This window comes from Actinomadura viridis, assembly GCF_015751755.1.
Lineage (GTDB): Bacteria > Actinomycetota > Actinomycetes > Streptosporangiales > Streptosporangiaceae > Spirillospora > Spirillospora viridis.
Window position 1 is genome coordinate 7,026,712 of record NZ_JADOUA010000001.1, and the last position, 25,934, is coordinate 7,052,645.

The 25,934-nt window shown below is 71.2% G+C and carries 23 protein-coding genes and 1 pseudogene; 10 read left to right on the top strand and 14 right to left on the bottom strand.

All coding sequences use genetic code 11. The features are described 5' to 3' along the window. Positions 1-13: 13 nt before the first annotated feature. The 5 genes and pseudogenes from IW256_RS31855 to dnaA form a co-directional block, all read right to left on the bottom strand. On the bottom strand, positions 14-634 hold the full coding sequence (locus IW256_RS31855) for a DciA family protein (protein WP_197014472.1): 621 nt from the start codon (positions 632-634) through the stop codon (positions 14-16). A 151-nt stretch (positions 635-785) separates the two neighbouring features. Then, positions 786-1,907 (bottom strand): annotated as a pseudogene (gene recF, locus IW256_RS31860) (DNA replication/repair protein RecF); the annotation flags it as partial. A gap of 169 nt (positions 1,908-2,076) precedes the next feature. Then, a complete protein-coding gene (gene gnd / locus IW256_RS31865) occupies positions 2,077-2,997 on the bottom strand; it encodes a phosphogluconate dehydrogenase (NAD(+)-dependent, decarboxylating) (RefSeq protein WP_197014474.1) in 921 nt (306 codons plus the stop codon). Positions 2,998-3,232: 235 nt separating this feature from the next. Further along, entirely contained in the window at positions 3,233-4,360 is a 1,128-nt protein-coding gene (gene dnaN / locus IW256_RS31870; protein WP_197014475.1) for a DNA polymerase III subunit beta, read from the bottom strand. Between the two features lie 917 nt (positions 4,361-5,277). Further along, positions 5,278-7,521, bottom strand: a complete 2,244-nt coding sequence (gene dnaA, locus IW256_RS31875) for a chromosomal replication initiator protein DnaA (RefSeq protein WP_197014476.1) — start codon at positions 7,519-7,521, stop codon at positions 5,278-5,280. Positions 7,522-8,259: 738 nt separating this feature from the next. Between dnaA and rpmH the strand changes: the two genes are divergently transcribed. From rpmH to IW256_RS31900, 5 genes are read left to right on the top strand one after another with little or no spacing between them, the layout of a single operon-like run. After that, on the top strand, positions 8,260-8,397 hold the full coding sequence (rpmH, locus tag IW256_RS31880; RefSeq protein WP_197014477.1) for a 50S ribosomal protein L34: 138 nt from the start codon (positions 8,260-8,262) through the stop codon (positions 8,395-8,397). Between the two features lie 12 nt (positions 8,398-8,409). Next, positions 8,410-8,778 carry a ribonuclease P protein component gene (rnpA, locus tag IW256_RS31885; protein ID WP_197014478.1) on the top strand — a complete coding sequence of 123 codons (369 nt, stop codon included), beginning with the start codon at positions 8,410-8,412 and terminating at the stop codon, positions 8,776-8,778. Continuing rightward, positions 8,775-9,131: a membrane protein insertion efficiency factor YidD gene (gene yidD, locus IW256_RS31890; RefSeq protein WP_197014479.1), complete on the top strand. Its 357-nt coding sequence runs from the start codon at positions 8,775-8,777 to the stop codon at positions 9,129-9,131. The genes rnpA and yidD overlap by 4 nt, the downstream gene beginning before the upstream one ends. After that, a complete protein-coding gene (gene yidC, locus IW256_RS31895; protein WP_197014480.1) occupies positions 9,124-10,122 on the top strand; it encodes a membrane protein insertase YidC in 999 nt (332 codons plus the stop codon). The genes yidD and yidC overlap by 8 nt, the downstream gene beginning before the upstream one ends. 36 nt (positions 10,123-10,158) lie before the next feature. Next, positions 10,159-10,644 (top strand): Jag family protein, encoded by a 486-nt coding sequence (locus IW256_RS31900; protein WP_197014481.1) that lies wholly within the window; start codon positions 10,159-10,161, stop codon positions 10,642-10,644. 186 nt (positions 10,645-10,830) lie between these two features. On the opposite strand, the gene IW256_RS31905 is transcribed toward IW256_RS31900, so the two are convergent. Further along, positions 10,831-11,295 carry a DUF6458 family protein gene (locus IW256_RS31905; RefSeq protein WP_197014482.1) on the bottom strand — a complete coding sequence of 155 codons (465 nt, stop codon included), beginning with the start codon at positions 11,293-11,295 and terminating at the stop codon, positions 10,831-10,833. Positions 11,296-11,468: 173 nt separating this feature from the next. Between IW256_RS31905 and rsmG the strand changes: the two genes are divergently transcribed. The 3 genes from rsmG (at position 11,469) to IW256_RS31920 (ending at position 14,220) form a co-directional block, all read left to right on the top strand. Continuing rightward, on the top strand, positions 11,469-12,122 hold the full coding sequence (gene rsmG / locus IW256_RS31910; RefSeq protein ID WP_197014483.1) for a 16S rRNA (guanine(527)-N(7))-methyltransferase RsmG: 654 nt from the start codon (positions 11,469-11,471) through the stop codon (positions 12,120-12,122). A 233-nt stretch (positions 12,123-12,355) separates the two neighbouring features. After that, entirely contained in the window at positions 12,356-13,225 is an 870-nt protein-coding gene (locus IW256_RS31915; protein WP_197016674.1) for a ParA family protein, read from the top strand. Then, positions 13,222-14,220 (top strand): ParB/RepB/Spo0J family partition protein, encoded by a 999-nt coding sequence (locus IW256_RS31920; RefSeq protein ID WP_197014484.1) that lies wholly within the window; start codon positions 13,222-13,224, stop codon positions 14,218-14,220. The genes IW256_RS31915 and IW256_RS31920 overlap by 4 nt, the downstream gene beginning before the upstream one ends. Before the next feature lie 450 nt (positions 14,221-14,670). On the opposite strand, the gene IW256_RS31925 is transcribed toward IW256_RS31920, so the two are convergent. Continuing rightward, on the bottom strand, positions 14,671-15,612 hold the full coding sequence (locus tag IW256_RS31925) for a D-alanine--D-alanine ligase family protein (RefSeq protein ID WP_197014485.1): 942 nt from the start codon (positions 15,610-15,612) through the stop codon (positions 14,671-14,673). A 149-nt stretch (positions 15,613-15,761) separates the two neighbouring features. Further along, positions 15,762-16,994: an aminotransferase-like domain-containing protein gene (locus IW256_RS31930; protein ID WP_197016675.1), complete on the bottom strand. Its 1,233-nt coding sequence runs from the start codon at positions 16,992-16,994 to the stop codon at positions 15,762-15,764. A gap of 300 nt (positions 16,995-17,294) precedes the next feature. Here IW256_RS31930 and IW256_RS31935 point away from each other — a divergent pair, with 300 nt between their 5' ends. Continuing rightward, entirely contained in the window at positions 17,295-17,912 is a 618-nt protein-coding gene (locus IW256_RS31935) for a GNAT family N-acetyltransferase (protein ID WP_197014486.1), read from the top strand. Between the two features lie 151 nt (positions 17,913-18,063). Here the strand turns inward: IW256_RS31935 and trxA are convergent, their stop codons facing one another. Next, entirely contained in the window at positions 18,064-18,378 is a 315-nt protein-coding gene (gene trxA, locus IW256_RS31940) for a thioredoxin (RefSeq protein ID WP_197014487.1), read from the bottom strand. A 131-nt stretch (positions 18,379-18,509) separates the two neighbouring features. Then, on the bottom strand, positions 18,510-19,487 hold the full coding sequence (trxB, locus tag IW256_RS31945) for a thioredoxin-disulfide reductase (RefSeq protein WP_197014488.1): 978 nt from the start codon (positions 19,485-19,487) through the stop codon (positions 18,510-18,512). A 181-nt stretch (positions 19,488-19,668) separates the two neighbouring features. Here trxB and IW256_RS31950 point away from each other — a divergent pair, with 181 nt between their 5' ends. Beyond that, positions 19,669-20,238, top strand: coding sequence for a dienelactone hydrolase family protein (locus IW256_RS31950; protein WP_197014489.1), 570 nt, complete (start codon positions 19,669-19,671; stop codon positions 20,236-20,238). Between the two features lie 314 nt (positions 20,239-20,552). Here IW256_RS31950 and IW256_RS31955 read toward each other — a convergent pair whose 3' ends face one another. The 4 genes from IW256_RS31955 to murJ form a co-directional block, all read right to left on the bottom strand. Beyond that, positions 20,553-21,323: an anti-sigma factor family protein gene (locus IW256_RS31955; RefSeq protein ID WP_197014490.1), complete on the bottom strand. Its 771-nt coding sequence runs from the start codon at positions 21,321-21,323 to the stop codon at positions 20,553-20,555. After that, positions 21,323-21,943, bottom strand: coding sequence for an RNA polymerase sigma factor SigM (gene sigM / locus IW256_RS31960; protein WP_197014491.1), 621 nt, complete (start codon positions 21,941-21,943; stop codon positions 21,323-21,325). The genes IW256_RS31955 and sigM overlap by 1 nt, the downstream gene beginning before the upstream one ends. A gap of 433 nt (positions 21,944-22,376) precedes the next feature. Beyond that, positions 22,377-23,978, bottom strand: coding sequence for a protein kinase family protein (locus tag IW256_RS31965; protein ID WP_197014492.1), 1,602 nt, complete (start codon positions 23,976-23,978; stop codon positions 22,377-22,379). Positions 23,979-24,205: 227 nt separating this feature from the next. Beyond that, complete coding sequence (gene murJ, locus IW256_RS31970) at positions 24,206-25,900, bottom strand: murein biosynthesis integral membrane protein MurJ (protein ID WP_307829248.1); 1,695 nt, start codon at positions 25,898-25,900, stop codon at positions 24,206-24,208. Positions 25,901-25,934 lie beyond the last annotated feature (34 nt).

A 25,934-nucleotide genomic window follows, 5' to 3' on the forward strand; every position in this document is an offset into this window, starting at 1 on the left:
CCTCAGGCGGCGCTCAGCGGACGCGCCAGCCACCCGGACGACGCGGGCCCGAGGAGGGGCCGACGACCTTGACGCGCCGCACCGTCCCGTGGCCCAGTTCCTCGTTCAGGCGCCGGACCAGGGTGGAGGCCAGCAGCCGTAGCTGGGTGGCCCAGGTGGTGGAGTCGGCGACCACCGTCAGCTCGCCGTCCTCGAACCGTTCCGGACGGGTGTGCTCGGCCAGCTCGGGGCCCACGATGCCGGGCCAGTTGCCGAAGACACCGCCGACCGCCGCGCGCTGTTCCCATCCGCGCGAGGCCAGCAGTTCCCTGATGGCGGAGCCGAACGCCTTGGGATCGCCTCCGCGGCCCGGGTCGCGCACTCCGACGGGCCGGCTGTTCTTACGCTTGCCGCCCTGCCCCGGTACGGAGCCGCGCTTGCGGGCGTCGGCCTTCGCTTGGGCCAGCGCCTCCCGAGCCAGCTCGATCCCGGACTTGGCAGGGGGTCCCGAAGGCTCGGGCGTACGGGAGGCGCCCTCCGAGGGGCGGGACGCACCCGCACCCGCACCCGGCCCCGCACCTGGCCCCGCGTCCGAAGCGTTCGCGTCATTCACCGATTCGGGGGAGTTATCCACACCCTGGGGATAATCGTTCATCCGAGGCTCCCTCCTCCACGGCCGGACGCCCCGCCGGCGGTCCCTGTCTCACTCATGAGCTGGGCACGGGCGGATCCGGGGGCCGCTCCGGGCCCGTCCCCAAGTTCGCCTCCGGGGCCTGGCCCGGGCCCGTGTACGTGTCCGTGTACGTCTCCGGGGTCACCAGCCCGTCCGAGACGGAGTACGAGCGGCCGGTCAGCTCGTCCGGGACGTCGGCGGGGACGGCCGCGGTGATGAGGACCTGCTCGGCCGAGCCCACCATCTCGGCCAGCCGCCTGCGCCGGCCCGTGTCCAGCTCGGCGAACACGTCGTCGAGGATCAGCACGGGGTCGTCCCCGTCCGCGCGGAGCAGCTCGAAGGCGGCCAGCCGGAGACCGAGCGCGAACGACCACGACTCGCCGTGGCTGGCGTAACCGCGGGCGGGCAGGGTCCCCAGGCGCAGGACGAGCTCGTCACGGTGCGGCCCGACCAGGCTGATCCCGCGTTCCAGCTCCTGGCGCCGCGCCCCGGCCATCCCGGCGAGCAGCTGCTCGGCCAGCCGTCCACGGTCTGTGGACAACTCCGCGTCCCCGAGCGAGCTCTTGTAGGCGAGGTCGGCGGGATCGCTGCCCGGGGCGAGCGCCGCGTACGCGCGGGCGACCAGGGGGCGGAGCGCCGTGACCAGCTCCAGCCTGGCCGCCAGAAGCTCCGCGCCCGTACGGGCCAGGTGGGAGTCCCACACGTCGAGGGTGGCCAGCACCTCCTGGCCGGGCGCGCGCCTGTGCGCGGCGGCCGACTTGAGGAGGGCGTTGCGCTGCTTGAGGACCCGGTCGTAGTCGGAGCGCACCCCCGCGAACCTCGGCGCGCGCGCCGTCAGCAGCTCGTCCATGAACCGGCGGCGCTCCCCGGGGTCGCCCTTCACCAGGGACAGGTCCTCGGGCGCGAACAGCACGGTGCGCAGCATCCCCAGGATCTCGCGCGGCCTGGGGACGGGCCCGCGGTTGAGCCGGGCCCGGTTGGCCTTCCCCGGGTTGATCTCCAGCTCGATCAGGGCCTTGCGGTCGTCCTTCACCACTCCGGCCCGCACGATCGCCCGCGGCGCCCCCTGGCGCACCAGCGGCGCGTCCGTGGCGGCACGGTGGCTGCCGTGCGACGCCACGTACCCGATGGCCTCCACCAGGTTGGTCTTGCCCTGGCCGTTGGGGCCCACGAACGCGGTGACCCCCGGCTCTAGCGCGACCTCGGCGGTGGCGTACGAGCGGAAGTCCTGGAGCGACAGGTGGGCGACGTGCACGAGCACGAGCGTAGAGCCTCACGGCGGCCTCGTGAGCCACTGCCCGGCGCTTCCGCGGACTCCCTCGAACACCACCGGACTCCCCGGACACCGCCGGACACCGCCGGCTCCGTCCCCGGAGTCGCCCGGGATCGCCGCGGAGTCGCCGGGCCTTCTCGCCGCGCGGCCGTCAGACCTCGGGTGCCTCGGCGTCGGCGCCGGGGGAGTCCGCGCCCTTGCTGCTCTCCACCGTGTGCCCGCCGAACTGGCCGCGGAGGGCCGCCACGACCTTCATCGCCGGGGAGTCCTCCTGGCGCGAGGCGAACCGGGCGTACAGCGAGGCCGTGATGGCGGGCAGGGGAACCGCGTGGTCGATGGCGGCCTGGACGGTCCAGCGGCCCTCGCCCGAGTCGTTGGCGTATCCACGGACGCCGTCGAGGTGTGGATCGTCGGCCAGCGCCCGGTTCATGAGGTCCAGCAGCCAGGACCTGATCACCGACCCCTGCTCCCAGCTGCGGAACGTCTCGGGCACGTTGGTCACCACGTCGCTGGCCTCGATCAGCTCCCAGCCCTCGGCGAACGCCTGCATCATCGCGTACTCGATGCCGTTGTGGACCATCTTGACGAAGTGGCCGGCGCCGACCTTGCCGGAGTGCACGAAGCCGTACTCGCCCTCGGGCTTGAGCGTCTCAAAGACCGGCATCAGCCGCTTCACGTGCTCGTCGTCGCCGCCCACCATGAGGGCATAGCCGTTCTCCAGCCCCCACACCCCGCCGCTGACGCCGCAGTCGACGAACCCGATGCCCTTGGCGGCCAGTTCCTCACCGTGCTTCTGGTCGTCCACATAGTGGGAGTTGCCGCCGTCGACGACGATGTCCCCAGGTTCCAGGATTTCCCCAAGCCTGTGGATGGTGTCCCGCGTCGGAGCGCCCGCGGGCACCATCACCCACACCGCGCGGGGCGGGGACAGCCGTTCGGCCAGCCCCTCCACCGAGGCGACGTCGCTGACCTCGGGGTTGCGGTCGTACCCCACGATCGTGTGGCCGCCGCGGCGCAGGCGCTCGGCCATGTTGGCGCCCATCTTCCCCAGGCCGATGATCCCCAGCTCCATGCTCACTCCCGTGCGTAGCGATTTACCGTGCCGTCCACATCCGCCTAGATGCGCTCAGGTACGCCTAGGTACGTCATACACGCGCATTAGCCGTACCCGCACACAGGCTCCTACGCGTGCCGTCTCCGGCACGCTCGGCGGGCGCCGCGCGGGTCCCAGGGCTCCGCAGCGGCTTCGTGGTGGCCTCCCAGCGGCTTCGTAGTGGTGACGGGCCCCCACGGGCCCCACGGGGCTCTCAGCCGGACAGCCGGACCGGCATGATCAGGTACCGGTAGTTGGGGTTCTCGCCGTCCTGCGGGGGCTTGCCGGTGAGCACCGCCGGCTTGGTGGGCGTGGTGAACGACAGCCGCGCCACGTCCGAGCCGATCGCCGCCAGCCCGTCGAGCAGGAAGCCGGGGTTGAAGGCGATGTCGATGTCCTCGCCCTCCAGCGTCGCCTCCAGCGCCTCGACGGCCTGGGCCTCGTCACCGGTGCCCGCCTCAAGAACGACCTCTCCCTGGCTGAACGAGAGCCGTACAGGGGTGTTCCGCTCGGCCACCAGGGACACGCGCTTGACGGCCTCGATGAACGGGCCGGTCTGCACCTCGGCCAGCCCCGCGTACTCGCTCGGCAGCAGGGAGCGGTACTTGACGAAGTCGCCGTCCAGGAGCCGCGAGGTCGTGCGGCGCCCGCCGCCCTCGAAACCGATCATGCCCTCGCCCGCGCCGCCCTGGCCGCCGAGGGCGATCGAGACCTCCGCGCCCGAGGTCAGCGACTTGGCGGTGTCGGCGAGGGTCTTGGCGGGCACCAGGGCCACGGCGGCGAAGTCCGGGCGGTCCGGCTTCCAGTGCATCTCCCGCACCGCCAGGCGGTAGCGGTCGGTGGCGGCCAGGGTGACGGTCTCACCCTCGATCTCCACACGCACGCCCGTGAGCATGGGGATGGTGTCGTCCTTGCCTGCGGCGACCGCGACCTGGTTGACCGCGGCGGCGAACTCGTCGCTGCCGACCGACCCCGCGGCCGGCGGCATCTCCGGCAGCGTCGGGTAGTCCTCCACAGGCATGGTGAGGAGTGTGAACTTCGCGCTGCCACAGCGGAGCATCACCTTCGCCCCGTCCGTGGTCACCTCCACAGGATGTGGAGGCAGGCTGCGCGAGATCTCGGCGAGCAGCCGCCCCGAGACCAGGGCGCTCCCCGGCTCCTCCACGTCGATGTCCGTGGACACCTGGGCGGAGACCTCGTAGTCGAACGCCGAGAGCTTCAGCCGGTCGGTCACCTCGAGATGCATTCCGGCGAGCACGGCCACCGGAGGCCGTACCGGAAGCGTCCGGGCGGTCCAGGCCACGGCGTCGGCGAGGGCGTCTCTGTCGATGCGGAACTTCACGGGGACCCGCCTCCTGCAGGTTTCGATGGACGGATGTGGTGGAACTGATCATTTGGGGCGCTCGGGACACGGAATCCCCAGGGCCTGACTTGAGGTGGATCTTTTCTTGGATAGAGATAGAGAGAAGTACTCGTCATAGGGGCCGTGGATAGTGTGGACATCCGGTGTCCTCCCAGGTCGGCGCCCTGTTTTTGTCCACCGGCGCTGTGCATGGGCCGTGGACGCGCAACGGCCGCCTGAGGATGACGAAGTTCTCCCCACACGTAATCCTCACCTCATCCCCCGGTTGTCCACGGGTTCTCCGCAGGTTTTCCCGGCCCCGTGACGCGGGCCGCCTCGCGACCGCCCTCCGAGCCTGTCCGGACGCGTCCGGGCGGGGCGGCCGGACGCGTCGTCCCCAGCCCGTCCCCAAGGATTCCCCAGCCTGTCCACCAAGTCGTCCCCATGATGCCGGTAGGCGTCCCCAGCCCGTCCCCAAACCATCCACGTACCGTCCCCAGGTTCTCCGCAGGTTGTCCCCTGACTTATCCACTGAGATCCCCAGTGTTTTCCCCAGGCTGTGAGTCCCTGGACGCGGCCCCCGACCCGGGCGGACGCCCGCAGGCCCCATCTGGTGGGACTTACGGGCCCGTTCACCATGATCGACGCCATCGGCGGCGGCGCGGCGGCGCGTTCGCGCCCGCCTGTGGATGAACGGGTCCTGGGGATAACGGGGGTGTGGACGGTCGGCCGGGCGCGCCGGCCGGGCGTGGCGCGGCCTCGCGTCGTCCCCAGGGAGCCGTTCACGGCGTCGCCTCGCGTCGTCTGTCTCGTGTGTGTCGCGTCTGTCGCGTTCGTGTCGCGTCTGTGTCGCGTCGCCGTGCCCTCCGCGGGCGAGCGGGCCGTGGACGGGGCGCGGACGGGTCGCGGGCGCGCGGTCAGCGCTTGCGCGCCTGGTGCTTGATCCGCCCGGTCAGCTCGGTCACCTGGTTGTAGATCGCGCGGCGTTCGGCCATCAGGGAGCGGATCTTGCGTTCGGCGTGCATCACCGTGGTGTGGTCGCGCCCGCCGAACTGCTGGCCGATCTTGGGCAGCGACAGCTCGGTCAGCTCCCGGCACAGGTACATGGCGATCTGCCGGGCGGTCACCAGCATCCGGGAGCGCGAGGGCCCGCACAGGTCCTCGATCGTGGTCCCGAAGTACTCCACCGTCTGCGCCATGATCATCGCGGCGGTGATCTCCGGGCCGGTGTCGTTCGGGATCAGGTCCTTCAGGACGATCTCGGCCAGCTTCATGTCCACCGACTGCCGGTTGAGGCTGGCGAACGCGGTCACCCGGATCAGCGCCCCCTCCAGCTCGCGGATGTTGGTGGCGATCTGGGAGGCGATGAACTCCAGCACGTCCGGCGGCGCCGCGAGGCCCTCCTGCCGCGCCTTCTTCTGCAGGATCGCGATCCGGGTCTCCAGCTCGGGCGGCTGGACGTCGGTGGTCAGCCCCCACTCGAACCGGTTGCGCAGCCGGTCCTCCAGCGTCACCAGCTCTTTGGGCGGCCGATCGCTGGAGATCACGATCTGCTTGCTCGCGTTGTGCAGGGTGTTGAAGGTGTGGAAGAACTCCTCCTGCGTCTGTTCCTTGCCTTCCAGGAACTGGATGTCGTCGACGAGGAGGATGTCCACGTCCCGGTACCGGCGCCGGAAACCGTCGGCCTTGCCGTCGCGGATCGAATTGATGAAGTCGTTGGTGAATTCCTCGGAACTCACGTAACGCACCCGCGCCCCGTTGAAGAGGCTCTGCGCGTAATGCCCGATGGCGTGCAGGAGGTGGGTCTTGCCCAGCCCCGAGTCGCCATAGATGAACAAGGGGTTGTACGCCTTGGCCGGCTGCTCGGCCACCGCCACCGCCGCGGCGTGCGCGAACCTGTTCGACGACCCGATGACGAAGGTCTCGAACGTGTACTTGGGGTTGAGCCGCGCGTGCTCCGCGCCGGGGGCCGGAGCACCCGCCCCGCCACCGCCACCGCCTGGACCTGCCGGAGTGTGGACGCCGCGAGGCTCGGGCGGGCCCTGCCCCTCGTCGTCGCGGAACGCGCCCTCTCCTCTATATGGAGGCTCCTCCCCCCGAAAAGGCTCCTCGCCGCGGTAGGACTCGGCCTTCTGGTACGGCTCGCCCTGCGGACCCGGCGCGTACGGCTCCTCGGTACGGCCCCGGGACGGTTCCTTCTGCCTCTCGTCGCCCCATGCCTGGGGAGGCTCGCCGCCACGGCCCGGGCGCGGCGCGCCGAGGGTGCGGTCGTTCAGGTGAGAAGGAGCGTGTCCTTGCGAGGGGCCCGGCTGCTGCCCCTGCCGTCCGCGTGCCTCTCCACCCGGTCCCCCAGGTCCAGGGCCCCCAGGACCTCCGGGTCCGCCAGGACCTCCGGGGCCACCGCCCGCGCCAGGGCGGCCGAGGCCCGGGTAGCCGCCTTGGGGCGTGCCTCCCTGAGGGCCGCCCGGCTGGGGCGGGCCGCCGCCCTGCGGACCCCGCCCCTCGAACGGCGACGACGCCCTGTGCCCGCCAGGCCCCACGCCGTACGCCGGAGGGCGGGGCGCGGACGGGTAGCCGCCCCCGTGCTCGCCCTCACGAGGGGGCCAGCCGCGTTCCTCGTCCGAAGCGGGATATCCACCGGGCGCGCCGGGGCTGTGGACAGAGGAGTAGGCGCGATCCCCGTAGGGCTGCTCTCGATATGGCTTCTCGCCATAAGGACGCTCTTCGTACGGCCTGTCCTCGTAGGGGCGGTCCTCGAACGGACGCTCTTCGAAAGGGCGGTCTTCGTAGGACTCCCCGTACGACTCGCCATAGGACTGGTCGCCGTAGGGCCGCTCGGTGTAGGTGTCGGGCGGGCGTTCGTGGTGACCCTGCCCGTCCGGCTCCGCGGCGGGCGCGCCCGGGGGCTCCGGCTGGACGGTCACCGCGACGCGGATCTCCCGTCCCAGCTCGTGCGACAACGCCTGCGTGATCAGGCCGCGCAGCCGTGTCTCCAGTGCGTCCTTGGCGAATTCGTTGGGGGCGGCGAGCAGTGCGGTGCCTTCCACAAGGGCCAGGGGCCGCACCAGGGGCAGCCATGCTCGGTAGCTGGGGGGCAGCTCCCCTTCGGACAGCGCCGAGAGGGTGCGGGTCCAGACCGACGCGAGATCCTGACCGTCCATGCGCAAGGTCCCCTCCCCAACACTCCGCGACCGGAGCACCTGACTGCCCAGCTTCCCCACGTGCGCGGGCCCGTCTCGTAGCTCCCCGGCGCCGCGGAAGACTTACTCTCTCACGAGTTGTCCACAGAGTTGTCCACACGCTGTGTATGAGCGGCAGAGTCCTGTGCAAAAGCCGCTGGACGTGTCAGACGACGTGTGACACGGGGGCGGACCGCACGGACTTCGGGGTGACGTTCAGCGGGTGAAGGCCCGCTACCACGACAGGATTCTGGGGAGATGTTCTTGGGGGGATGAGGTGCCGGCTCGCACGTTCGGACGTCGGCCGGCTCGCCCGGGAGACATTAGCGCCAGCCGCTCGGCACTCGCAACACGAACACCGGATGTCCCCCTGGTGCCGCGAGCGTGCCCTGAGGGTGCAGCGAGCGTGCCGCGCCGGGGCCCGTGCCGGGGGCCCGTGCCGGCGCCTGTGAGCCTGTGAACGGGGCGCCACAGTGTTCACAGGGTGCGTGCGGCGCGCTCCCCGCGCCCCTCCGTTTGACCGCACGGCCTGATAGCCCGTAACGTTCTGAGGTCGAGTCGCATCGACGTGGATGACGCGTGCCCGCCGTCTTGCCCCGCTCTCCAACGCGAGTCAGGGGGGCGAGCTCGGGTGGGCCCCCGCTGCGGGGGACCGGACGCGGCCCTCGATGCGAGTTATCGCGCCTGAAGATCAAGCCGACCGCAGCACTGGAGCCTCACGTGAGCAAGCGTACTTTCCAGCCGAACAACCGTCGTCGCCACAAGAAGCACGGCTTCCGGCTGCGCATGCGCACCCGCGCCGGGCGCGCCATCGTCTCCTCGCGGCGCGGCAAGGGCCGCGCCCGCATCGCGGTCTGATCTCTCCTCCGCATGCTGCCGTCCGGTCACCGGATGCGGCGGCGGGACGAGTTCACCCTGGCCGTCCGGCGCGGTCGCCGCGCGGGACGGCCTACCGTCGTCGTGCACCTGCTTCGCCGGGACGAGGTCCCCGAGGACGAGGCGTCCCCGCTGGTCGGCTTCATCGTGGCCCGCACGGTCGGTAACGCCGTCGTACGCAATCGCGTCCGGCGCCGCCTGAGGCACCTGGCCCTGCGATACCTCGACCGGCTGCCGGCAGGTAGCCTGCTCGTAGTGCGCGCCAATCCCGCCGCGGGAACGGCACGCCACGACGAACTGGCCGCGGACCTGGAGTCGGCACTGGACCGGCTGCTGCGGCCCACGTCCAAGGGACGGAGATGACGAGCCAGCGGGAAGGGCGCGGCCCTTCAGAGAACACGGCCGGGGGCGCCAGCCCTGCGGCGCGTTCGCTGATGCTCCTCGTCCGTGCCTACCGCCGCTTCTTGAGCCCCCTGCTCGGACAGCAGTGCCGCTTCTACCCCAGTTGCAGCGCCTATGGCCTGGAGGCCCTCGAGGTTCACGGCGCGCTGCGCGGCAGCTGGCTGACCGTCCGCCGGATCGGCCGGTGCCAACCCTTCAACCGCGGCGGCTACGACCCCGTACCGCCCGCGAAGGGCACTGCCTCCTCCACGACCGCCGGCCGCGCGGAGAGCGGCCTCGCCCCAGCAGAGCCCAAGGAGCTGCCCGGTGCTTGACTGGCTGTATCAGATCGTCGCTCAGCTGATCGTCTGGATTCACAGCGGTCTGAGCCTTGTCGTCCCCCAGAACAGCGGATGGGCCTGGGGCGGCGCGATCATTTTGCTGACGGTGCTGCTGCGCCTGCTCATGGTGCCGCTGTTCGTCAAGCAGATCCACGCCTCCCGGAAGATGCAGGAGCTGAACCCCAAGGTTCAGGCGCTGCGCAAGAAGTACAAGAACGACAAGCAGCGCCTCAACCAGGAGGTCATGAAGCTCTACCAGGAGAACGGCGCCAACCCGCTGTCGGGCTGCCTGCCGATCCTGGTGCAGATGCCGGTGTTCATCGGCCTCTTCCAGGTGCTCCGCCAGATCTCGGACGCGGCGCCCGGCAAGGGCGTCTTCGCGATGACCCCCGAACTGGTCCGCAGCGCCCAGCAGGCCAACATCCTCGGCGCCCACATCCCGGACACCTTCCTGAACGCCTGGGGCAGCGACCCCAAGAACTGGAGCGCGATCGCGGTCACCGCGATCGCGGTGGTCATCAGCTCCTGCACGACGTTCTTCACGGTCCGGGCGAGCATGCAGCGCCAGCCCGTCACCGACGACAACAACCCGATGATGCAGGCGCAGAAGATGATGGTCTTCCTGGCGCCGCTGTTCGGACTGTTCGGACTGGGCTTCCCCCTGGGCGTCCTGATGTACTGGGTGACGTCCAACAGCTGGACCCTGGTGCAGCAGCACTACATCTACTCCAAGTACCCGCCGCCCGGTGCCGCCGGTGAGAACGGGGCCTCGGGGCAGCAGGGCGGCAAGGGCGCTGCCAAGGGCGGCAAGCAGGTGGCCGCCGGCAAGGGCGGCGCCAAGACCGCGGCCGGCGCGAACGGCATCAAGGCCAAGCTCAAGAAGGAGCCCGAGCCCGTCGCCGAGCCGGAGCCCAAGCCGAAGGTCGTGCGCAACCAGCCGACGCGCAAGTCGCGGAGCAAGCGCAGCGGCAGCCCGAAGCGCTAGTTTTGACCTCTGACCTTGCCGAAGAAGGAGACCCCGTTGAGCCAGACCGACACCACTGAGGTCGACGTCCAGGCGCTCGAACAGGAAGGCGAGATCGCCGCCGACTACATCGAGGGCCTGCTGGACATCGGTGACTATGACGGCGACATCGACATGGACGTCGAGGGCGAGCGTGCGGTCGTCGCCGTCGTCGGCGCGTCCCTGGACGAGCTCGTCGGCAAGCGCGGCGAGGTGCTGGAGGCCCTGCAGGAGCTCACCCGGCTGGCCGTGCACCGCCAGACCGGCAACCGGACCCGCCTGATGCTCGACATCGGCGGCTACCGGGAGCGCCGCCGGGCCGAGCTGACCAAGCTGGGGCAGGACGTGTCGGCCGAGGTCAAGCAGGGCGGCGAGCCCAAGCCGCTGGCCCCGATGACGCCGTTCGAGCGGAAGATCGTCCACGACGCGGTGGCCGCGGCGGGGCTGCGCAGCGAGTCCGAGGGCGAGGAGCCCGACCGCTACGTGGTGGTCTATCCCGCCTGACGCCCGCCGGGTCCCGAACGATCCGCAGACGGAAGCCCCGCACCCGATCATCGGGTGCGGGGCTTCCGCATTGGCCCGGTGCGCGTTGTTGCCGCCGCCCGGCGCACCGGGCCGGTCTGGACGGGTGTGGGGACGAACTTCGTGGGGGTGGCGGCGTCGGGTAGCCGTCGTTCGGCGCTCGTACGTTCAGCGCTCGTACGGAGTGCGGCGGCGACCCGGTGACACGTGGGGCGCGTTCTCCTGCGCCGGGTCCTGCGCGACCGCGGGATCCTGGGCGTACGCGGGGTCCTGCGCGGCGTTCCCGATCGGCTGGGAGTGGCCGCTCTGGGCGGGCGGCGGCACCGGGCGCTCGACGACGCGCTCGACGCGTTCGGCCGGGCGGTCCACCGGCCGCTCGATGATCCTCTCCTCGTGCACCACCCGTTCGGGGGCGGGCTCCTCGGCCTCGACGTAACCGGGGTCGGTACCGGACATGAGGCTCGCGCGCCGGCGCGGCCGGGTGTACTTGACGGTGAACCCCATGCTGATGAGGCCCACCAGGATCAGGATCCAGCCGACCAGCTGGATGTTGATCCCGCTGAGGTCGACCTGGAGCGCGAACGCGAGGATCGCGCCGATGGCGATGAAGGCGAGACTGACTCCGATCCCCATGGTCCGGAGCCTCCTTCCGGTTGTGGACGGGCGGTCGGCACGTCGGTCCCTGTACCCGGAGAGCCCGGAGTAATCATGAGGGCCCGCGGCATGGCCCTTCCGTAAGGCTCCTGTGTCCTCCTGAGGAGTGTGTGCTGTGCGCCCGTGCGGGCTTATGTGGAACGATTCGTACGGTGGGGATTGAGAGTGAGGTTTTCGGTGACGCGCTGCCGGTCGCGGAACGTTATGCGAAGTTCCTGGCCGAGGCCGGAGTGGAGCGCGGCCTGATCGGACCGCGCGAGGTCGATCGGCTCTGGGAACGTCACCTGATCAACTGCGCGGTGGTCGCGGAGGTCATTCCGGAACGGGCCCGGGTGGTCGACATCGGCTCGGGCGCCGGCCTGCCGGGCATCGTGCTCGCGATCGTACGGCCGGACCTGTCGATCACGCTGCTGGAACCGCTGCTGCGCCGCACCACCTTCCTGAACGAGTGCGTCGAGATGCTCGGGCTGACCAACGTGGTGGTGCGCCGGGCCCGTGCCGAGGAGGTCGCGTCCGAGTTCTCCATGGACGTGGCGACCGCGCGTGCCGTCGCCCCGCTGGAACGCCTGGCGCGGTGGGCGCTGCCCCTGCTGCGGCCGGGCGGCGAGCTGCTGGCGCTCAAGGGCGAGCGCGCCGCGGTCGAGTTGGAGGAGGCGCAGCCGGTTCTCAAGCGCTTCGGTGTGCGTACGACCGAACTGCTGCAAGTTGGGCGCGGTAAGGTCGACCCGCCGACAACGCTTGTCCGTGTGGTCGCCGAACATGCGCCACGACGCGCCAAAGGGTCGAGGAAAAAGAGGTCGTCATGAGCACGGGACCAGATGTGGGCGGGCCTGACCGCTCCACCGAACCCCCCGATGAGGCTTCGCCGGGTCGTGACGGTGAACCCCCAACGGAAGGGGAGGCGCCCCGCTCCGGACACGCGATGTGGGGCAGCACGACGTCCGGGACCGCGGAGACCGTCGGCTACGTGCCGACGAACGGCGGCTCCCAGGGGCCGCCCGGGTCGCGGGGCGGACCATCTCAGGGGGAGTCGGAACTGGTGCGTGAGGCGCTCAAGGACGCGAAGGTTTCACGTGAAACGGCCGTGCGGGTCAAGCCCGAGCGGCGGGAGAAGGAATGGCCCCGGCCGGCCGAGTGCCGGGTGGTGACCATCGCCAACCAGAAGGGCGGCGTCGGGAAGACCACCACGTCGGTCAACCTCGCCGCCTCCCTGGCGATGCACGGGGCCCAGGTGCTCGTGGTGGACCTCGACCCGCAGGGCAACGCCTCGACGGCGCTCGGCATCGACCACCACGCCGACGTCCCCTCCATCTACGAGGTCCTCATCGAGGACCTGCCGATGAAGGACATCGTCGTCCCGGCGCCCGAGATCCCGAACCTGCACTGCGCCCCCGCCAACCTCAACCTGGCGGGCGCGGAGATCGAGCTGGTGTCGAAGGTCGCGCGCGAGTCCCGGCTGCGCCGCGCGCTGGACTCCTACGACACCGGCATGTTCGACTACGTCCTCATCGACTGCCCGCCCTCCCTCGGGCTGCTGACCGTCAACGCCCTCGTCGGCGGCGACGAGCTGCTGATCCCGATCCAGTGCGAGTACTACGCGCTGGAGGGTCTGGGGCAGCTGATCCGTACCGTGGACCTGGTCAAGTCCCACCTCAACCCGGGGCTGAACGTGTCCACGATCCTGCTCACGATGTACGACGCGCGTACCCGCCTCGCCGCGCAGGTCGCCGAGGACGTGCGCAACCACTTCGGTGACGTCGTCCTCAACACCGTGATCCCGCGCAGCGTCCGGGTGTCCGAGGCGCCCAGCTACGGGCAGTCGGTCATGACCTATGATCCGGGCTCCAGCGGCGCGCTCGCCTACAGCGAGGCCGCCTCGGAGATGGCACACCGGGGAGCGTCGGAGTGAGCCAGCAGCGACGCGGGCTGGGCAAGGGCCTCGGTGCGCTCATCCCGACGGCCCCGCCCGCCCCCGCCACCCCGGCCCCGGCCGCCGACGCGCCCGGCCCGTCCAACGGGACCGGCGGTACGTTCGGTGCCCCGTCCGGACCTGAGATCCAGCCGGTCGCGGGCGCCCACTTCGCCGAGGTGCCGCGGGACTCGATCCGTCCCAACCCGCGGCAGCCCCGCGACCACTTCGACGAGGTCGCCCTGGAGGAGCTGGCCGAGTCCATCTCGATCGTCGGCCTGCTCCAGCCGATCGTGGTCCGCAAGATCAGCGATCCGGAGCACGACTACGAGCTGGTGATGGGCGAGCGCCGCTGGCGCGCCGCCGGGGTCGCCGGTCTCGACGTCATCCCCGCGATCGTCCGGGACACCGGCGACGACGACATGCTCCGTGACGCGCTCATGGAGAACCTGCACCGCCAGCAGCTCAACCCGCTGGAGGAGGCGGCCGCCTACCAGCAGCTGCTGGAGGACTTCGGCGCCACCCACGAGCAGCTCGCCACCCGGATCGGCCGGTCCCGCCCGCACATCACCAACACGCTGCGCCTGATGAACCTGCCGCCGGCGGTCCAGCGCCGCGTGGCCGCGGGCGTCCTGTCGGCCGGGCACGCCCGCGCGCTCCTCTCCCTCGACAGCGTCGAGGCCCAGGAGAACCTGGCGCAGCGGATCGTCCAGGAGGGCCTCTCGGTCCGCGCGGTGGAGGAGATCATCGCGCTGCGCGAGGCCGAGGAAGGCCCGAAGGCTCCGCGGCAGGGCCGCCGCAAGCAGCCCGCGGCGCCGGTCCTCCAGGAGCTGGCCGCCCGCCTCTCGGACCGGTACGACACCCGGGTCCGGGTCGATCTCGGGCGGAACAAGGGCAAGATCGTCGTCGAGTTCGCCACCATGGAGGACCTCGACCGCATCATCAAGGCGATGGCCCCCGACGAGGAGACCACCGACCCGGACGACGGTTTCTGACCGCCCTCCACTCACCGCACGCTCAACGCCCCGGCGCCTCCAGGAAGGCGGCCGGGGCGTACGCGTTCTTGGCCTGCACCGTGTGGTCGAGAATCACCCGGGCCGCTGCCCGTCCAGAGCGGTGAACTCGCCCCTCCCCCGGCCGGCCGATCGTCCAACGCTGACGATCGTCCAACGCTGAACGCCGCGACGTCCGGCCAAGAGGTTTCTCGTGAAACAACGGCGCGTACGCGCGACGGCGGAGTCGGACCGAGCGGCCACTGACACGGTCGCCGGCGATGACGGCGACGTACGCGCGAGGGCGGATGCACCTCCCCCAGGTCGCCGGCTTCGCGGCCGAGAAGGCCGTCTCGTGCCGCACCGCGCGCGCCGGACGTAGGGCGGGTGCCCGCTGCCGGTCTTCGTTCGGTCAAGCGTGGGGAGTCGCCGCGGTCGCCCTGGGGTGATGTTTCACGGGAAACGTGTCAGGAGGAGGTCGCGGCAGACGGTGCCGAGGTCGAGATCGGCGGCGGAGACGGCGAGCGGGAAGAGGCTGGTCTCGGTCATTCCGGGCGCGACGTTCACCTCGAGGAAGTGGACCTCGCCCGCGGGGTCGACGATCAGGTCGGTACGGGAGAGGTCGCGGAGGCCGAGGGCGCGGTGGGCCGTCACGGCGGCCAGGGCGGCACGCTCGGTGGCTTCCGGGGTGAGGCGGGCCGGGACGACGAACTCGGTGTCGCCGGCGTCGTAGCGCGCCGTGTAGTCGTACCGGCCGCCCGCCGCGACGATCTCCACGGCGGGGAGGGCGTGCGGCTCCCCGTTCCGTTCGATGACGCTGACGGCGACCTCGGTGCCCTCGATGTACTGCTCGACGAGGGCGGCGTCGCCGTAGGCGAAGCAGCCGACCATGGCGGCCGGGAGATCGGCGGCCACCCGGACGAGGGAGGCGCCGAGCGCCGAGCCGCCCCGGGTCGGCTTGACGAAGAGGGGAAGTCCGAGCCGGTTGACGATGTGGTCGAGGACGGAGGACGCCCCGAGATCGTGGAAGATCTCCTTGGGAAGCGCGACCGAGGGGGGCGTGGACAGCCCGGCCCGGCGCACGACCGCCTTGGCGGTGGGCTTGTCCCAGGCGACCCGGCAGGCATCGGGGCGGGCGCCCACGTACGGCACGCCGAGCAGTTCCAGAACGTCGCGGATCGCACCGTCCTCGCCCGCGGCGCCGTGCAGTACGGGGAAGACGGCGTCCGGTGGATCGTGGGAGAGCGAGTCCAGGAGCGTGGCGTCGGCGTCGCGGAGTTCCACGGGCACGTCCACCGAGCGCAGCGCGTCCGCGATCCGGCGGCCCGAGCGCAGCGAGACCTCCCGCTCGTAGGACAGCCCTCCGGCCAGGACGATCACGTGCCCGAGTTCCAATCGATGCCCCTCGCGTAACGGCGTCTCCAAGGAGACGGAAACGGCCGGTCACAGGAATCTCCGATTCCCGTACACGGTTCTCGTAGAAACGCGCCGGCTCCAGGATGGGGGAGCCGGCGCGCCTTCAGGGTAGGACAGAACGGTCCGTGTCAGATCACTCCGGGACCGGGAGTGTCCACGCCGCCGGGCGCGCTCGCCCGCACTCCCCCGAACGTGTCCCGGAGCCGGATCTCCTGCTCGACCACGGCGGCGAGGCGGCGGACGCCCTCGCGGATCCGGTGCGGCTCGGGGTAGCAGTACGAGAGCCTCATGTGCCGGTGCCCGGAGCCGTCGGAGTAGAAGCCGGTCCCCGGAACGTACGCGACGCGCTCGGCGATGGCCCGCGGCGCCATCGCCTTGGCGTCGAGCCCCTCGGGCAGGGTCAGCCATACGAAGAAGCCGCCGGCGGGGCGGGTCCAGGTGCAGCCCTCCGGCATCATCGCCTCGAGTGCTTCGAGCATCGCGTCGCGCCGTTCGCGGTAAAGCTCCCGGAAGTCCTTGATCTGCTCGCGCCACGGGTGGGTGCTGAGGTACTCCCGGACGGCGAACTGGGAGAAGCTCGGATGGCACAGGATCGCCGACTCCGCCGCCAGGACGAGCTTGGCCCGTACGGCGTGCGGCGCCAGCGCCCAGCCCACCCGCAGCCCGGACGCGATCGTCTTGGAGAACGAGCCGAGGTAGATGACCCGCTCGGCGTCATCGGCGCGGAGCGCGCGCATGGGCTCGCCGTCGAACCCCAGCAGGCCGTACGGGTTGTCCTCGATCACGAGCACGTCGTACCGGGCGCAGATCTCCAGGACCTGGGCGCGGCGGGCGGGGGTGAGGGTGACGCCCGCGGGGTTCTGGAAGGTCGGCACGGTGTAGAGGAACTTCACCCGGCGCCCCTCGCGGCGCAGGCGTTCGAGGGTCTCGCGGAGCGCGGACGGGATGAGCCCGCCCTCGTCGAGCGGGACGTGGACGACCTCCGCCTGGTAGGAGGCGAAGGTGCCCAGCGCCCCCACGTACGAGGGGGCCTCGGCCAGGACCACGTCACCGGGATCGACGAAGATCCGGGTGATGAGGTCGAGCGCCTGCTGCGCCCCGACGGTCACGACGACGTCGTCCGCGGACGCCTGGACGCCCTCCAGGGCCATGACCTCGCAGATGCGTTCACGCAGCGCCGGGTCGCCCTGGGCCGAGGCGTACTGGAGGACCTCGGAGCCGTTGCGCGCCACCAGTTCGCCGACCATCTCGCCGACGGCGTCCAGCGGCAGGGCCGACACGTACGGCATGCCCCCCGCCAGGGAGACCACCTCGGGGCGCGAAGCCACCGCGAACAGAGCCCGGATCTCGGAGGCCACCATGCCGGCGGCACGGGCGGCGTAGCGATCGGTATAGGCGTCCGTCCGCGAGTGCTGTTCCACGAGGCACCTCCAGGGGCCGTTCGGATGTTCCTGCAAACTACGACATCGTGCGGGGCGGGGTGGGAGGCGCCCCCGCTTCCACGATGATCGCGGGAAGGAGACCTCCCGTCCGATACGATGCCCGAGTGTCCCGGACGGTCGCCGGGAATTCTCCTACACCAGACGAGCTCGCCGCCGGTCCCCGCTCACGTGCCACGGGGAACGGGACCGCTGGACGGGGCCTCAGGGGGTGCAGTTCCGGTGTCGCGTCGCCTCGTCAACATCACGCTGGACAACCTGGACGATCTGCCGCGCCGTTGCCGCCGCTGCGTCTTCTGGGAGCTGGACCCGGTGAGCCGGGACCGCGCCGTCGAGACGGGCGACCCGGCGCTGGAGAAGGAGGCGTGGATCTCCTCCACCCTCCTGGAGTGGGGCGGCTGCGGCAAGATCGCGTACGTGGACGACGTGCCGGCCGGGTTCGTGCTGTTCGCCCCGCCGCTGTACGTGCCGCGCTCGGTGGCCTTCCCGACGAGCCCGGTCAGCGCGGACGCCGTGCTGCTGATGACGGCCCACATCCTGCCCGAGTTCGCCGGCGGCGGCCTGGGCCGGATGCTCATCCAGGGCGTCGCCAAGGACCTCACCCGGCGTACGGTCAAGGCCATCGAGGCGTTCGGGGACCTGAAGGGCGAGGAGGGCGGCTGCGTCGTGCCCGCCGACTACCTGCTCTCGGTGGGGTTCAAGACCGTCCGGCCCCATCACCGGTACCCCCGGCTCCGCCTGGAGCTCAAGTCGGCCCTCTCGTGGCGTGAGGACGTCGAGGTGGCCCTGGAGCGCCTTCTCGGCTCCATGACCCCGGAAGGCGCGCTCCGCCCCGTCTGAGACGCTCTCAGCCTCTCTCCGGACCCCGGTTCTCGTCGTGCGGCGTGCTCTCCCGGCTCTCAGAACCCTGCAGCCACACGCGTACGGCCCGTGCCCCTGAAGCGGGGTACGGGCCGTAAGGTGCGCTCGCCGCGGGAGGACGAGGCGTTCGTCAGATGAACTCGCCGAGCTCGCGCAGCAGCGCGGCCTTGGGCTTGACACCCTGGATCTGCTTGACGACCTCACCGTTCTTGTAGACGTTCAGCGTGGGGATGCCGAGGATCTGGTACTTGGCCGGGACCTTCGGGTTCTCGTCGATGTTGAGCTTGACGATCTCCAGCTTGTCGCCGTGCTCCTGGGCGATCTCCTCCAGGATCGGGGCGACCATGCGGCACGGTCCGCACCACTCGGCCCAGAAGTCGACCAGTACGGGCTTGTCGCTCTTCAGTACCTCGGCCTCGAAGTCGGCGTCGGTCACGACCTTCATCGTGCTCTCCTTCGGTGTTCCCGGCGGCGGGGTCCTCCCGCCGCCGTTGCCTGGCCTGTCACCATCTTGAGGGGACGGCCCCTCGACTCCTGGAGCGTCGTCCCGGGCACCGGACGGCGCCCGGAACGGGCTCAGCCCTGGTGGGACAGCTCCTTCGGCGGCTGCGGGACGGTCTCGGCGGTGCCCTGGTCCTGCAGCCACCGCTCGGCGTCGATGGCGGCCGCGCAACCGCTTCCGGCCGCCGTGACGGCCTGACGGTAGATGTGGTCGACCACGTCACCGGAGGCGAACACGCCGGGGATCTTGGTCTTGGTGGTCGGAGCCTCGACGATCAGGTAACCGTCGGCGTCGGTGTCGAGCTGACCGGTGAACAGCTCGCTGCGCGGGTCGTGGCCGATCGCGATGAACAGGCCGGTGACCGCCAGCGTGCTCTCCTCACCGGTGACGGTGTCGCGCAGCTGCACGCCGCTGAGCCGGTCGTCGCCGTTCACCTCCACGACCTCGCTGTTCCAGCGGAACTTGATCTTCTCGTTGGCGAACGCGCGGTCCTGCATGATCTTGCTGGCGCGCAGCTCGTCACGGCGGTGGATCACGGTGACCGAACGGGCGAACTTGGTGAGGAAGATCGCCTCCTCCATCGCGGTGTCACCGCCGCCGACGACGGCGATGTCCTGCTCGCGGAAGAAGAAGCCGTCACAGGTGGCGCACCAGGAGACGCCGCGGCCCGACAGCCGCTTCTCGTTCTCCAGGCCCAGCTCGCGGTAGCCGGAGCCGGTGGCGATGATGACCGCCCGCGCCCGGTGGACGTCCTCACCGACCTTCACGATCTTGGGATCGGCGGTGAGGTCGACCTCGGTGACATCGTCGGCGATGAGTTCGGCCCCGAAGCGCTCGGCCTGCTTGCGCAGGTTGTCCATCAGGTCGGGGCCCATGATCCCGTCGGGGAACCCGGGGAAGTTCTCCACGTCGGTGGTGTTCATCAGGGCGCCGCCGGCGGTGACCGACCCCTCGAACACCAGCGGCTTGAGGTCGCCGCGGGCCGCGTACACGGCGGCGGTGTACCCGGCGGGGCCCGAGCCGATGATGATGACGTTGCGCACGTCGCTCACTGTTCTTGCCTCTCCTCTGCTCGCCTTCGGTGCCAGACGGCTCCGCGTGACCAACCACGCCGTCTCCGCGCCTCCGGCACGACCCGGCCTGCCAGTCGCGTCAACCGATCCTAGGCCCCGGTGATTCCCGACCCGCCGCGACCAGGGCCGGCCACCCCTTCCCCGGTTCTAGGCTGGGGCCATGGCGCTGATCCTTCTCCTGCATTCGATGTACGGACTGCGGCCCGCCGTGCACGCCGCGGCCGACCGGATGCGGGCCGCGGGCCACGACGTGCACGTCCCGGACCTGTACGACGGGCGCGTCGTGGACGACGCCGAGGCCGGCATCGAGATCAAGGACGAGATCGGCCGGGACGAGCTGCTGCGGCGAGCGGTGGCCGCCGCCGCTCCGCACACCGACCAGGGCCTGGTGTACGCCGGGTTCTCGCTGGGCGGCGCCCTCGCCCAGACCCTCGCGCTCGCCGACGGGAAGGCCCGCGGGCTCCTGCTCATGCACGGCACGTCCGACCTGGCCGAGGACGCCAGTACGGAGATCCCGGTGCAACTGCACGTGGCCGACCCCGACACCTGGGAACCCGACGACTGGCTCAACGCCTGGTACCTGCGGATGCGCCGGGCCGGCGCGGACGTGGAGGTATTCCGCTACCGAGGCGCCGGGCACCTGTTCACCGACCCCGACCTGCCCGATCACGACGCCGAATCCGCCGAACGGGCCTGGTCGATCGCCATGGACTTCCTGGCCGACCTCTAACGGACCGATCTTCGAGGAGCCGGGCCGGCCTATGGAAAGACCGGCCCGGCTCCGGTCGCCGCTCAGCTCACCCTGCGGGGGACGACCCCCTGCACCCCCGGAAGAACGAACTGAGCGACAACCTCCGCTAGCGCTCCGGTTACCGCTCAGCTCACCCTGCGGGGGACGACCCCCTGCACCCCCGGAAGAACGAACTGAGCGACAACCTCCGCTAGCGCTCCGGTTACCGCTCAGCTCACCCTGCGGGGGACGACCCCCTGCACCCCCGGAAGAACGAACTGAGCGACAACCTCCGCTAGCGCTCCGGTCGCCACTCAGTTCCCCTTCGTCGTCCTCACATGCTTGAGGACCTTGGTGTCCTTGGCCGAGCAGCCGGGGCCGACGACCCAGACGTCCAGGTCGCCCCGCTCGGCGGCCGGGGCGGCGATCACCGTGGCGGGGGCGCCTTCGTAGCGCGCCGAGTCCACCAGGGTGGGCGTCCTCCCCCGGGCGACCTCGGCGACGCACTCGGCGAGGCGCGGGTCGGGGGCGGCGCCGGCGGCCCGGGGGCCGTTCAGTACGTCGTTGATCTGGCGGTCGAGTGTGGTGGCACGGTAGTCGGTTCGGCTCCGGGTGACCTGGTAGGCCGCGCTGCCCGTCTCGCCGGGGGCGACCAGGGTGGACGGCGACCCGGCGCCGCGGTCGCTCCGGTCGAGGGCGGGGGCCGTCGCGTTCTCGTGCGAGTCCGAGCCGTCCAGGGCGACCGTCGCCGCCATCGCTCCGCCACCGAGCACGATCACCGTCGCGGCGGCGGCCGACAGGATCCGCCAGTGCCGCCTGCCGCGTCTGCGTTCCAGGCTCACCACGGTGGCGTTGTCCAGCGACTCGGCCGCTATCGCCGAGTCGATGCGGGACGCCAGCTCTGCGGGCATGGACGGGACGGGGGCCTCCGCCAGGATCCGGGAGACGTCCGCAAGGTCGGCGGATCGTTCCCTGCATTCGGCGCAGGTGTCGAGGTGCGCGTTGACGGAGGCGGCCTCGTCGTCTTCGAGCAATCCCTCGGCCAGGTCGGCCAGGGCGTCGTAGTCATAGTGTGCGGGGTTCATCAAGGCATGCCACCTCCTTCCACACCTCCGACGTTCTTGCGGTCGCGTCGGTTCCTGTGGTGGGTCAGAAGCGGGGCCAGCCGGGCGCGTCCGCGCGCGCAACGGCTCTTGATCGTGCCGGGCGGCACCTCCAGGACCTGGGCCGCGTCGTCGACCGAGTACCCCATCATGTCGACCAGGACCAGCGCCGCCCGCTGCTCGAACGGCAGCCGGGCGAGGGCGGCGTGGACGTCCAGGGACACGCCGTGCGCGTCGGTCGGGTCGGGCATCTTCGGGGCGACCGCGTCGAAGGTGGCGTCGTCGCCCATGGGCGTGGCGGGACGCACGGACTTGCGGCGGATCCGGTCCAGGCAGGCGTTCACCACGATGCGGTGCAGCCAGGTGGTGACGGCGGCGTCGCCGCGGAAGCGGCCGGCCGCGCGGAACGCGGACAGGCAGGCGTCCTGGAGGGCGTCCGCGGCCTCCTCCTGGTCGCCGAGCGTGCGCAGGGCCACCGCCCACATCCGGTCGCGGTGCCGCTGCACCAGCGTGGCGAACGCGTGCGGATCCCCCTGCGAATGCCGGGCGAGCAGTTCCTTGTCGGGCACCTCGTCCACGTGCCGCATGCTCACCGACGTCATGGGCGTCCGCCCTCACGCGTGCGTGCGCCGATCCGCGCCGGGTACGTGCGATCGATCTTGCCTGGTCGCGTCGACACCGCTGAAATCCTGGGGGGAGGGGACATTGTGCTCTCAGGCACGATACCGACAAGCGCCGACGGACGGGACGGCTCGTCCGACACCGTACGGGCCTCCGGGGCGCTGGGACGACCGTTCGAGATCGTTCCCCGCCGCCGATTCCACTGCCGATGCGGTGTCGAAAAAGTGAACTGCAAGGTCACTGGACGATGTTTTCGGCGCTTGACCAGGGGGACGAGGCAACAATCGAGGGTGCGATCACTGCGTGCGCGATCTCGCGTACCCATCGTGAGAACGGGCCCGTACCGTTTCCGGGCAGCCTTCGGGAGGGCGGAAACGGTACGGGAACGAGGCCGAAGTTCGTCGCGGGAGGTGCTCAGCCGGCGGCGGAGCCCTGCACGGTGATCTCGCTGATCTTGCCCTTGTTATTGGGCGGCAGCTTGGTGAACCAGACCAGGACGTAACGGCCGGTGGGCCGGGAAGCGGCGTTGATCGTGTTCTCCCCCGGAGCGGTGACCACGCGGTCGACGGCGCGGAGCATGCCGGGGCTCGGGGAGTCGCCGACCTTCACCTGGAGCACGCCGCCGCCGTCGGGGACCGCGACCTTGACGCTGCTGACCCGCACGGGCTTGCCCATGTCGAGAACGACGCCCAGGCCCTTGGCCAGGTTGCCGAAGTTGGCGCTCCTGTAGGTCTGGGTCTCCCACATGGGGCCGTCGGTACGGCCGTCGATGACCGTCTCTAGCCGCTTAGGGATGGTGGTGTCGGGACCGCCGGCGGGGGTCAGCTCCTCGGCGGCGGTGACCCTCTGCACGTCCAGCTTCGTCACCTGGGGCTTGGCCGGCTGGGACGCCTGGCTCTTGTCGGTGGCGCCGGGGGTGCCGCTCGGCTCGTCGTCATCGCTGAGCGCCCAGGCGCCGAGACCGACGATCACCGTCAGCGCGGCGGCGGCGACGCCGAGGAGGGCGCGGTTGTTGCCCTTGGCGGCACGTGGCGGGTGCCCGGCGTGGGCGGCGGGCGCGGTCCGCTGCGAGGACGGCGCGGCCGGCGGCATCCCGTGCTGCTGCCGCGTCTGCTGCTGCTGCGTCCTGCCGTGGGAGGGGTGCTCGTGCCGGCGCGGCGGCGGTGCCGCGGGGGCGCGGTGCGCGCGGGTGCTGTTCGGAGGGCTGGACGGCGCGGGGTGGGCGTTGGCGAGACCGGCGAACAGCGGCAGCGGGGTCCGCGGGACGCCGCGCAGCGCCTGGGCCAGCGCGGCCGGGTCGGCCAGCGGCTCCTGCCCGGGGACCTCGATGCCCAGGCAGCGGCAGACGATCGCGTCGACCGCGAACGGGACGCCGGCCTGGACCTGTCGGGGCGCCCTGGGCGCCTCGCCGGCCATCGGGGCGGCGGGCAGGGACGAGCGGTCCGGGGGGCCCGGCCAGTGCGCGGTGAGCGCCGCGTAGAGGATGCCGCCCAGCCCCCGGACGTCCTGGGCCGCGGGATCGTCGGCGTAGCGGTCGGCGAGCACCGCGTCGGTGGCGATGCCCAGGAGCTTGACGGTGCCGCCGGTGGTCCACACCAGGTCGCGCGGGGACAGGCACAGGTGGGCCAGCCCGGCCTCGTGGGCGGCGGCGATGGCCTCGGCCGCCTCGTACAGCAGCGTCGCGGCCCGGCCCGGCTCCAGCGGGGCCTTGCCGAGCATCTTCTCCAGGGTCTCGCCGGCGACCCACTCGCTGACCACGTAGGCGCTCTCGCCGCTGTCGTCGGCGTCGAACACCTGGGTGAGGCGGGGGTCGGTCAGCCTGCTGGCGGCGCGGGCGGAGGTGACCACCTCGGCGATGCGGGGGAACTCGGGGTCGAAGGTCCGGACGGCCACGGCGCGCGCCAGGATCTCGTCGATGGCCTTCCAGAGCGTGGAGCCGCCCGAATCGGTGATGCGCTCTTCGAGGCGGTAGCGACCGGCGAGACGCGTGCCGGGCTCGATGACGGAGGTGCTCACAGCGTCCTGCACAGGTGGTCAGATCCCATGTTCGTGGCGTGGCAGCTTACGCCTCCGACCCTCCTTTTGCGTTCTTCAGGGTGTCGCCCCGCAGACCGTAGTCTCCAACATGGTAGTGCTTAGTCAGATCGGCGGCTGCGTTATCCGGGCGCGTCCTGTTACTTTGCCATGCGGTACCTTCCCGGCCGCGCGCAGGTCATTCGGTGAGATCAACACGCGCGCCCGTCTCAGCCGCGACCGGGCAGCCTGCGGGTCACCATGGAGAGCATGGAACCGATCTCCTCGACCCGCATCATCCGCGCGAACACCAGGTAGAGCAGCCCCCCGCCGGCGCTGCCGACGGCGAGCGCGAGCAGGCCGGAGGCGAGCCCGGCGCCGAGCGCGGCATCGGCGATCGCGTGCGTGGCGTAGGCGAAGCCGATCAGCGGCCACAGCGCGACGGCCAGCTTGAGGTAGGAGACGAAGACCCGGCGGCCGTCCATCCCGTTCAGGCGGCGCCGCAGGATCGCCCAGCCGAGGATCGCGCCGGCCGTCTGCGCCACCGCGAAACCGCCCGCGATCCCGACGATGATCTTGTCGGTGGGCAGCAGGTTGTACGAGAGCAGGGCCATCGCGATGTTGGTGAGGACCACGCCGACGCCGATGAACGTGGGCGTACGGGTGTCCTGCAGCGAGTAGAAGACCCGCAGCATCAGCTGGTAGGCGGCGAACGGCACCAGCGCCACCGCGAACATCCGCAGCACGTCGGCGATCACCTGGGCGTTGGCCACCGTGGTCTGCCCGTGCGCGAACAGCACCACGGTGATCTCCGAGGCCAGGACGCCCATCAGCCCGGCGGCGGGCAGGATGACCGTCGAGCACAGCCGCAGCCCGCTGGAGAAGTCCTCGCGGACCTCCCCCATCCGGCCCGCGGCGGCGTGCTCGCTCATCCGCGGCAGCAGCGCGGTGATCACCGAGACGCCGATGATCGCGTACGGCAGCTGGAAGAGCTGGTAGGCGTTGAAGTACGGGGTGTACCCGACGTCGCCGAGGCCCTCCTCGCGGCCGAGCACGCCCGCCGCGTTGGCCAGCCGGGTGGTGACCGCGAACCCGACCTGGGTGATCAGCACGTACGACAGGGTCCAGACCGCCATCCGGCCGATCTGCCCCAGCTCGCCCTTGCGGAAGTCCAGCCGGGGCCGCCAGCGGAACCCGGAGCCGCGCAGCGAAGGCCACAGCGCCAGGGTCTGCAGCGCCATGCCGCCGATGGTGCCGCCGGCCAGCAGCGCCACCTGCCCGTCGCTGATCGACGCGGGGTCGACCTTGCCGGTCGCCAGCAGCAGGAACGCGGCGGCGGTACAGCAGATGACGATGTTGTTGAGGACCGGCGCCCACATCGGGGCGGCGAACCGCTTGCGGGTGTTGAGGATCGCGCCGGAGAACGCGCTGACGCCCAGGAAGAAGATCTGCACGGCGAACAGGCGGGCGAACAGCACCGCCAGGTCGCGCTGCGCCCCTTCCATCCCGCCGCCGTAGATGGTGATGAAGAGCGGGCCGAGCATGACGGCCGCGGTGGTCATCACGGCCAGGCCGAGGACGGCGAGGGTGAACAGGCGCTGCTCGTAGCGGGCGCCGTAGGTCTCGTCCCGTTCCCGCGCCCGCACGATCAGCGGGACCACGACGGCGGTGAGGATCCCGCCGAGGAGCAGGTCGTAGACGATGAACGGGACGGTGTTGGCGGTGTTGTAGGCGTCCGCCAGCGCGCCGGTGCCGAGCGCGGCGACCAGCAGCGCGGTCCGCAGGAAACCGGTGAGGCGCGACGCCAGCGTGCCGATCGCCATGATCGCCCCGGAGCGCAGCAGCCCGGAGGCGCCGCCGCTCTTCGGCGGCTCGGAGGGCGGCGCCTCCGCGGTGCCGGCGCCGGCCCCCATGTCGGTGGTCACGTCGGGCGTCCCGGCTCCGGGCGGGGCCCCGGGC

Bases quoted from the DNA above. Each gene is read 5' to 3' on its own strand.
- trxA (WP_197014487.1), bottom strand. From the start codon at position 18,378: ATGAAGGTCGTGACCGACGCCGACTTCGAGGCCGAGGTACTGAAGAGC.
- rnpA (WP_197014478.1), top strand. From the start codon at position 8,410: ATGCTGCCGTCCGGTCACCGGATGCGGCGGCGGGACGAGTTCACCCTG.
- dnaA (WP_197014476.1), bottom strand. From the start codon at position 7,521: ATGGACGGTCAGGATCTCGCGTCGGTCTGGACCCGCACCCTCTCGGCG.
- IW256_RS31930 (WP_197016675.1), bottom strand. From the start codon at position 16,994: ATGGTGGCCTCCGAGATCCGGGCTCTGTTCGCGGTGGCTTCGCGCCCC.
- IW256_RS31955 (WP_197014490.1), bottom strand. From the start codon at position 21,323: ATGAACCCCGCACACTATGACTACGACGCCCTGGCCGACCTGGCCGAG.
- IW256_RS31950 (WP_197014489.1), top strand. From the start codon at position 19,669: ATGGCGCTGATCCTTCTCCTGCATTCGATGTACGGACTGCGGCCCGCC.
- IW256_RS31855 (WP_197014472.1), bottom strand. From the start codon at position 634: ATGAACGATTATCCCCAGGGTGTGGATAACTCCCCCGAATCGGTGAAT.
- sigM (WP_197014491.1), bottom strand. From the start codon at position 21,943: ATGACGTCGGTGAGCATGCGGCACGTGGACGAGGTGCCCGACAAGGAA.
- IW256_RS31905 (WP_197014482.1), bottom strand. From the start codon at position 11,295: ATGGGGATCGGAGTCAGTCTCGCCTTCATCGCCATCGGCGCGATCCTC.
- gnd (WP_197014474.1), bottom strand. From the start codon at position 2,997: ATGGAGCTGGGGATCATCGGCCTGGGGAAGATGGGCGCCAACATGGCC.
- yidD (WP_197014479.1), top strand. From the start codon at position 8,775: ATGACGAGCCAGCGGGAAGGGCGCGGCCCTTCAGAGAACACGGCCGGG.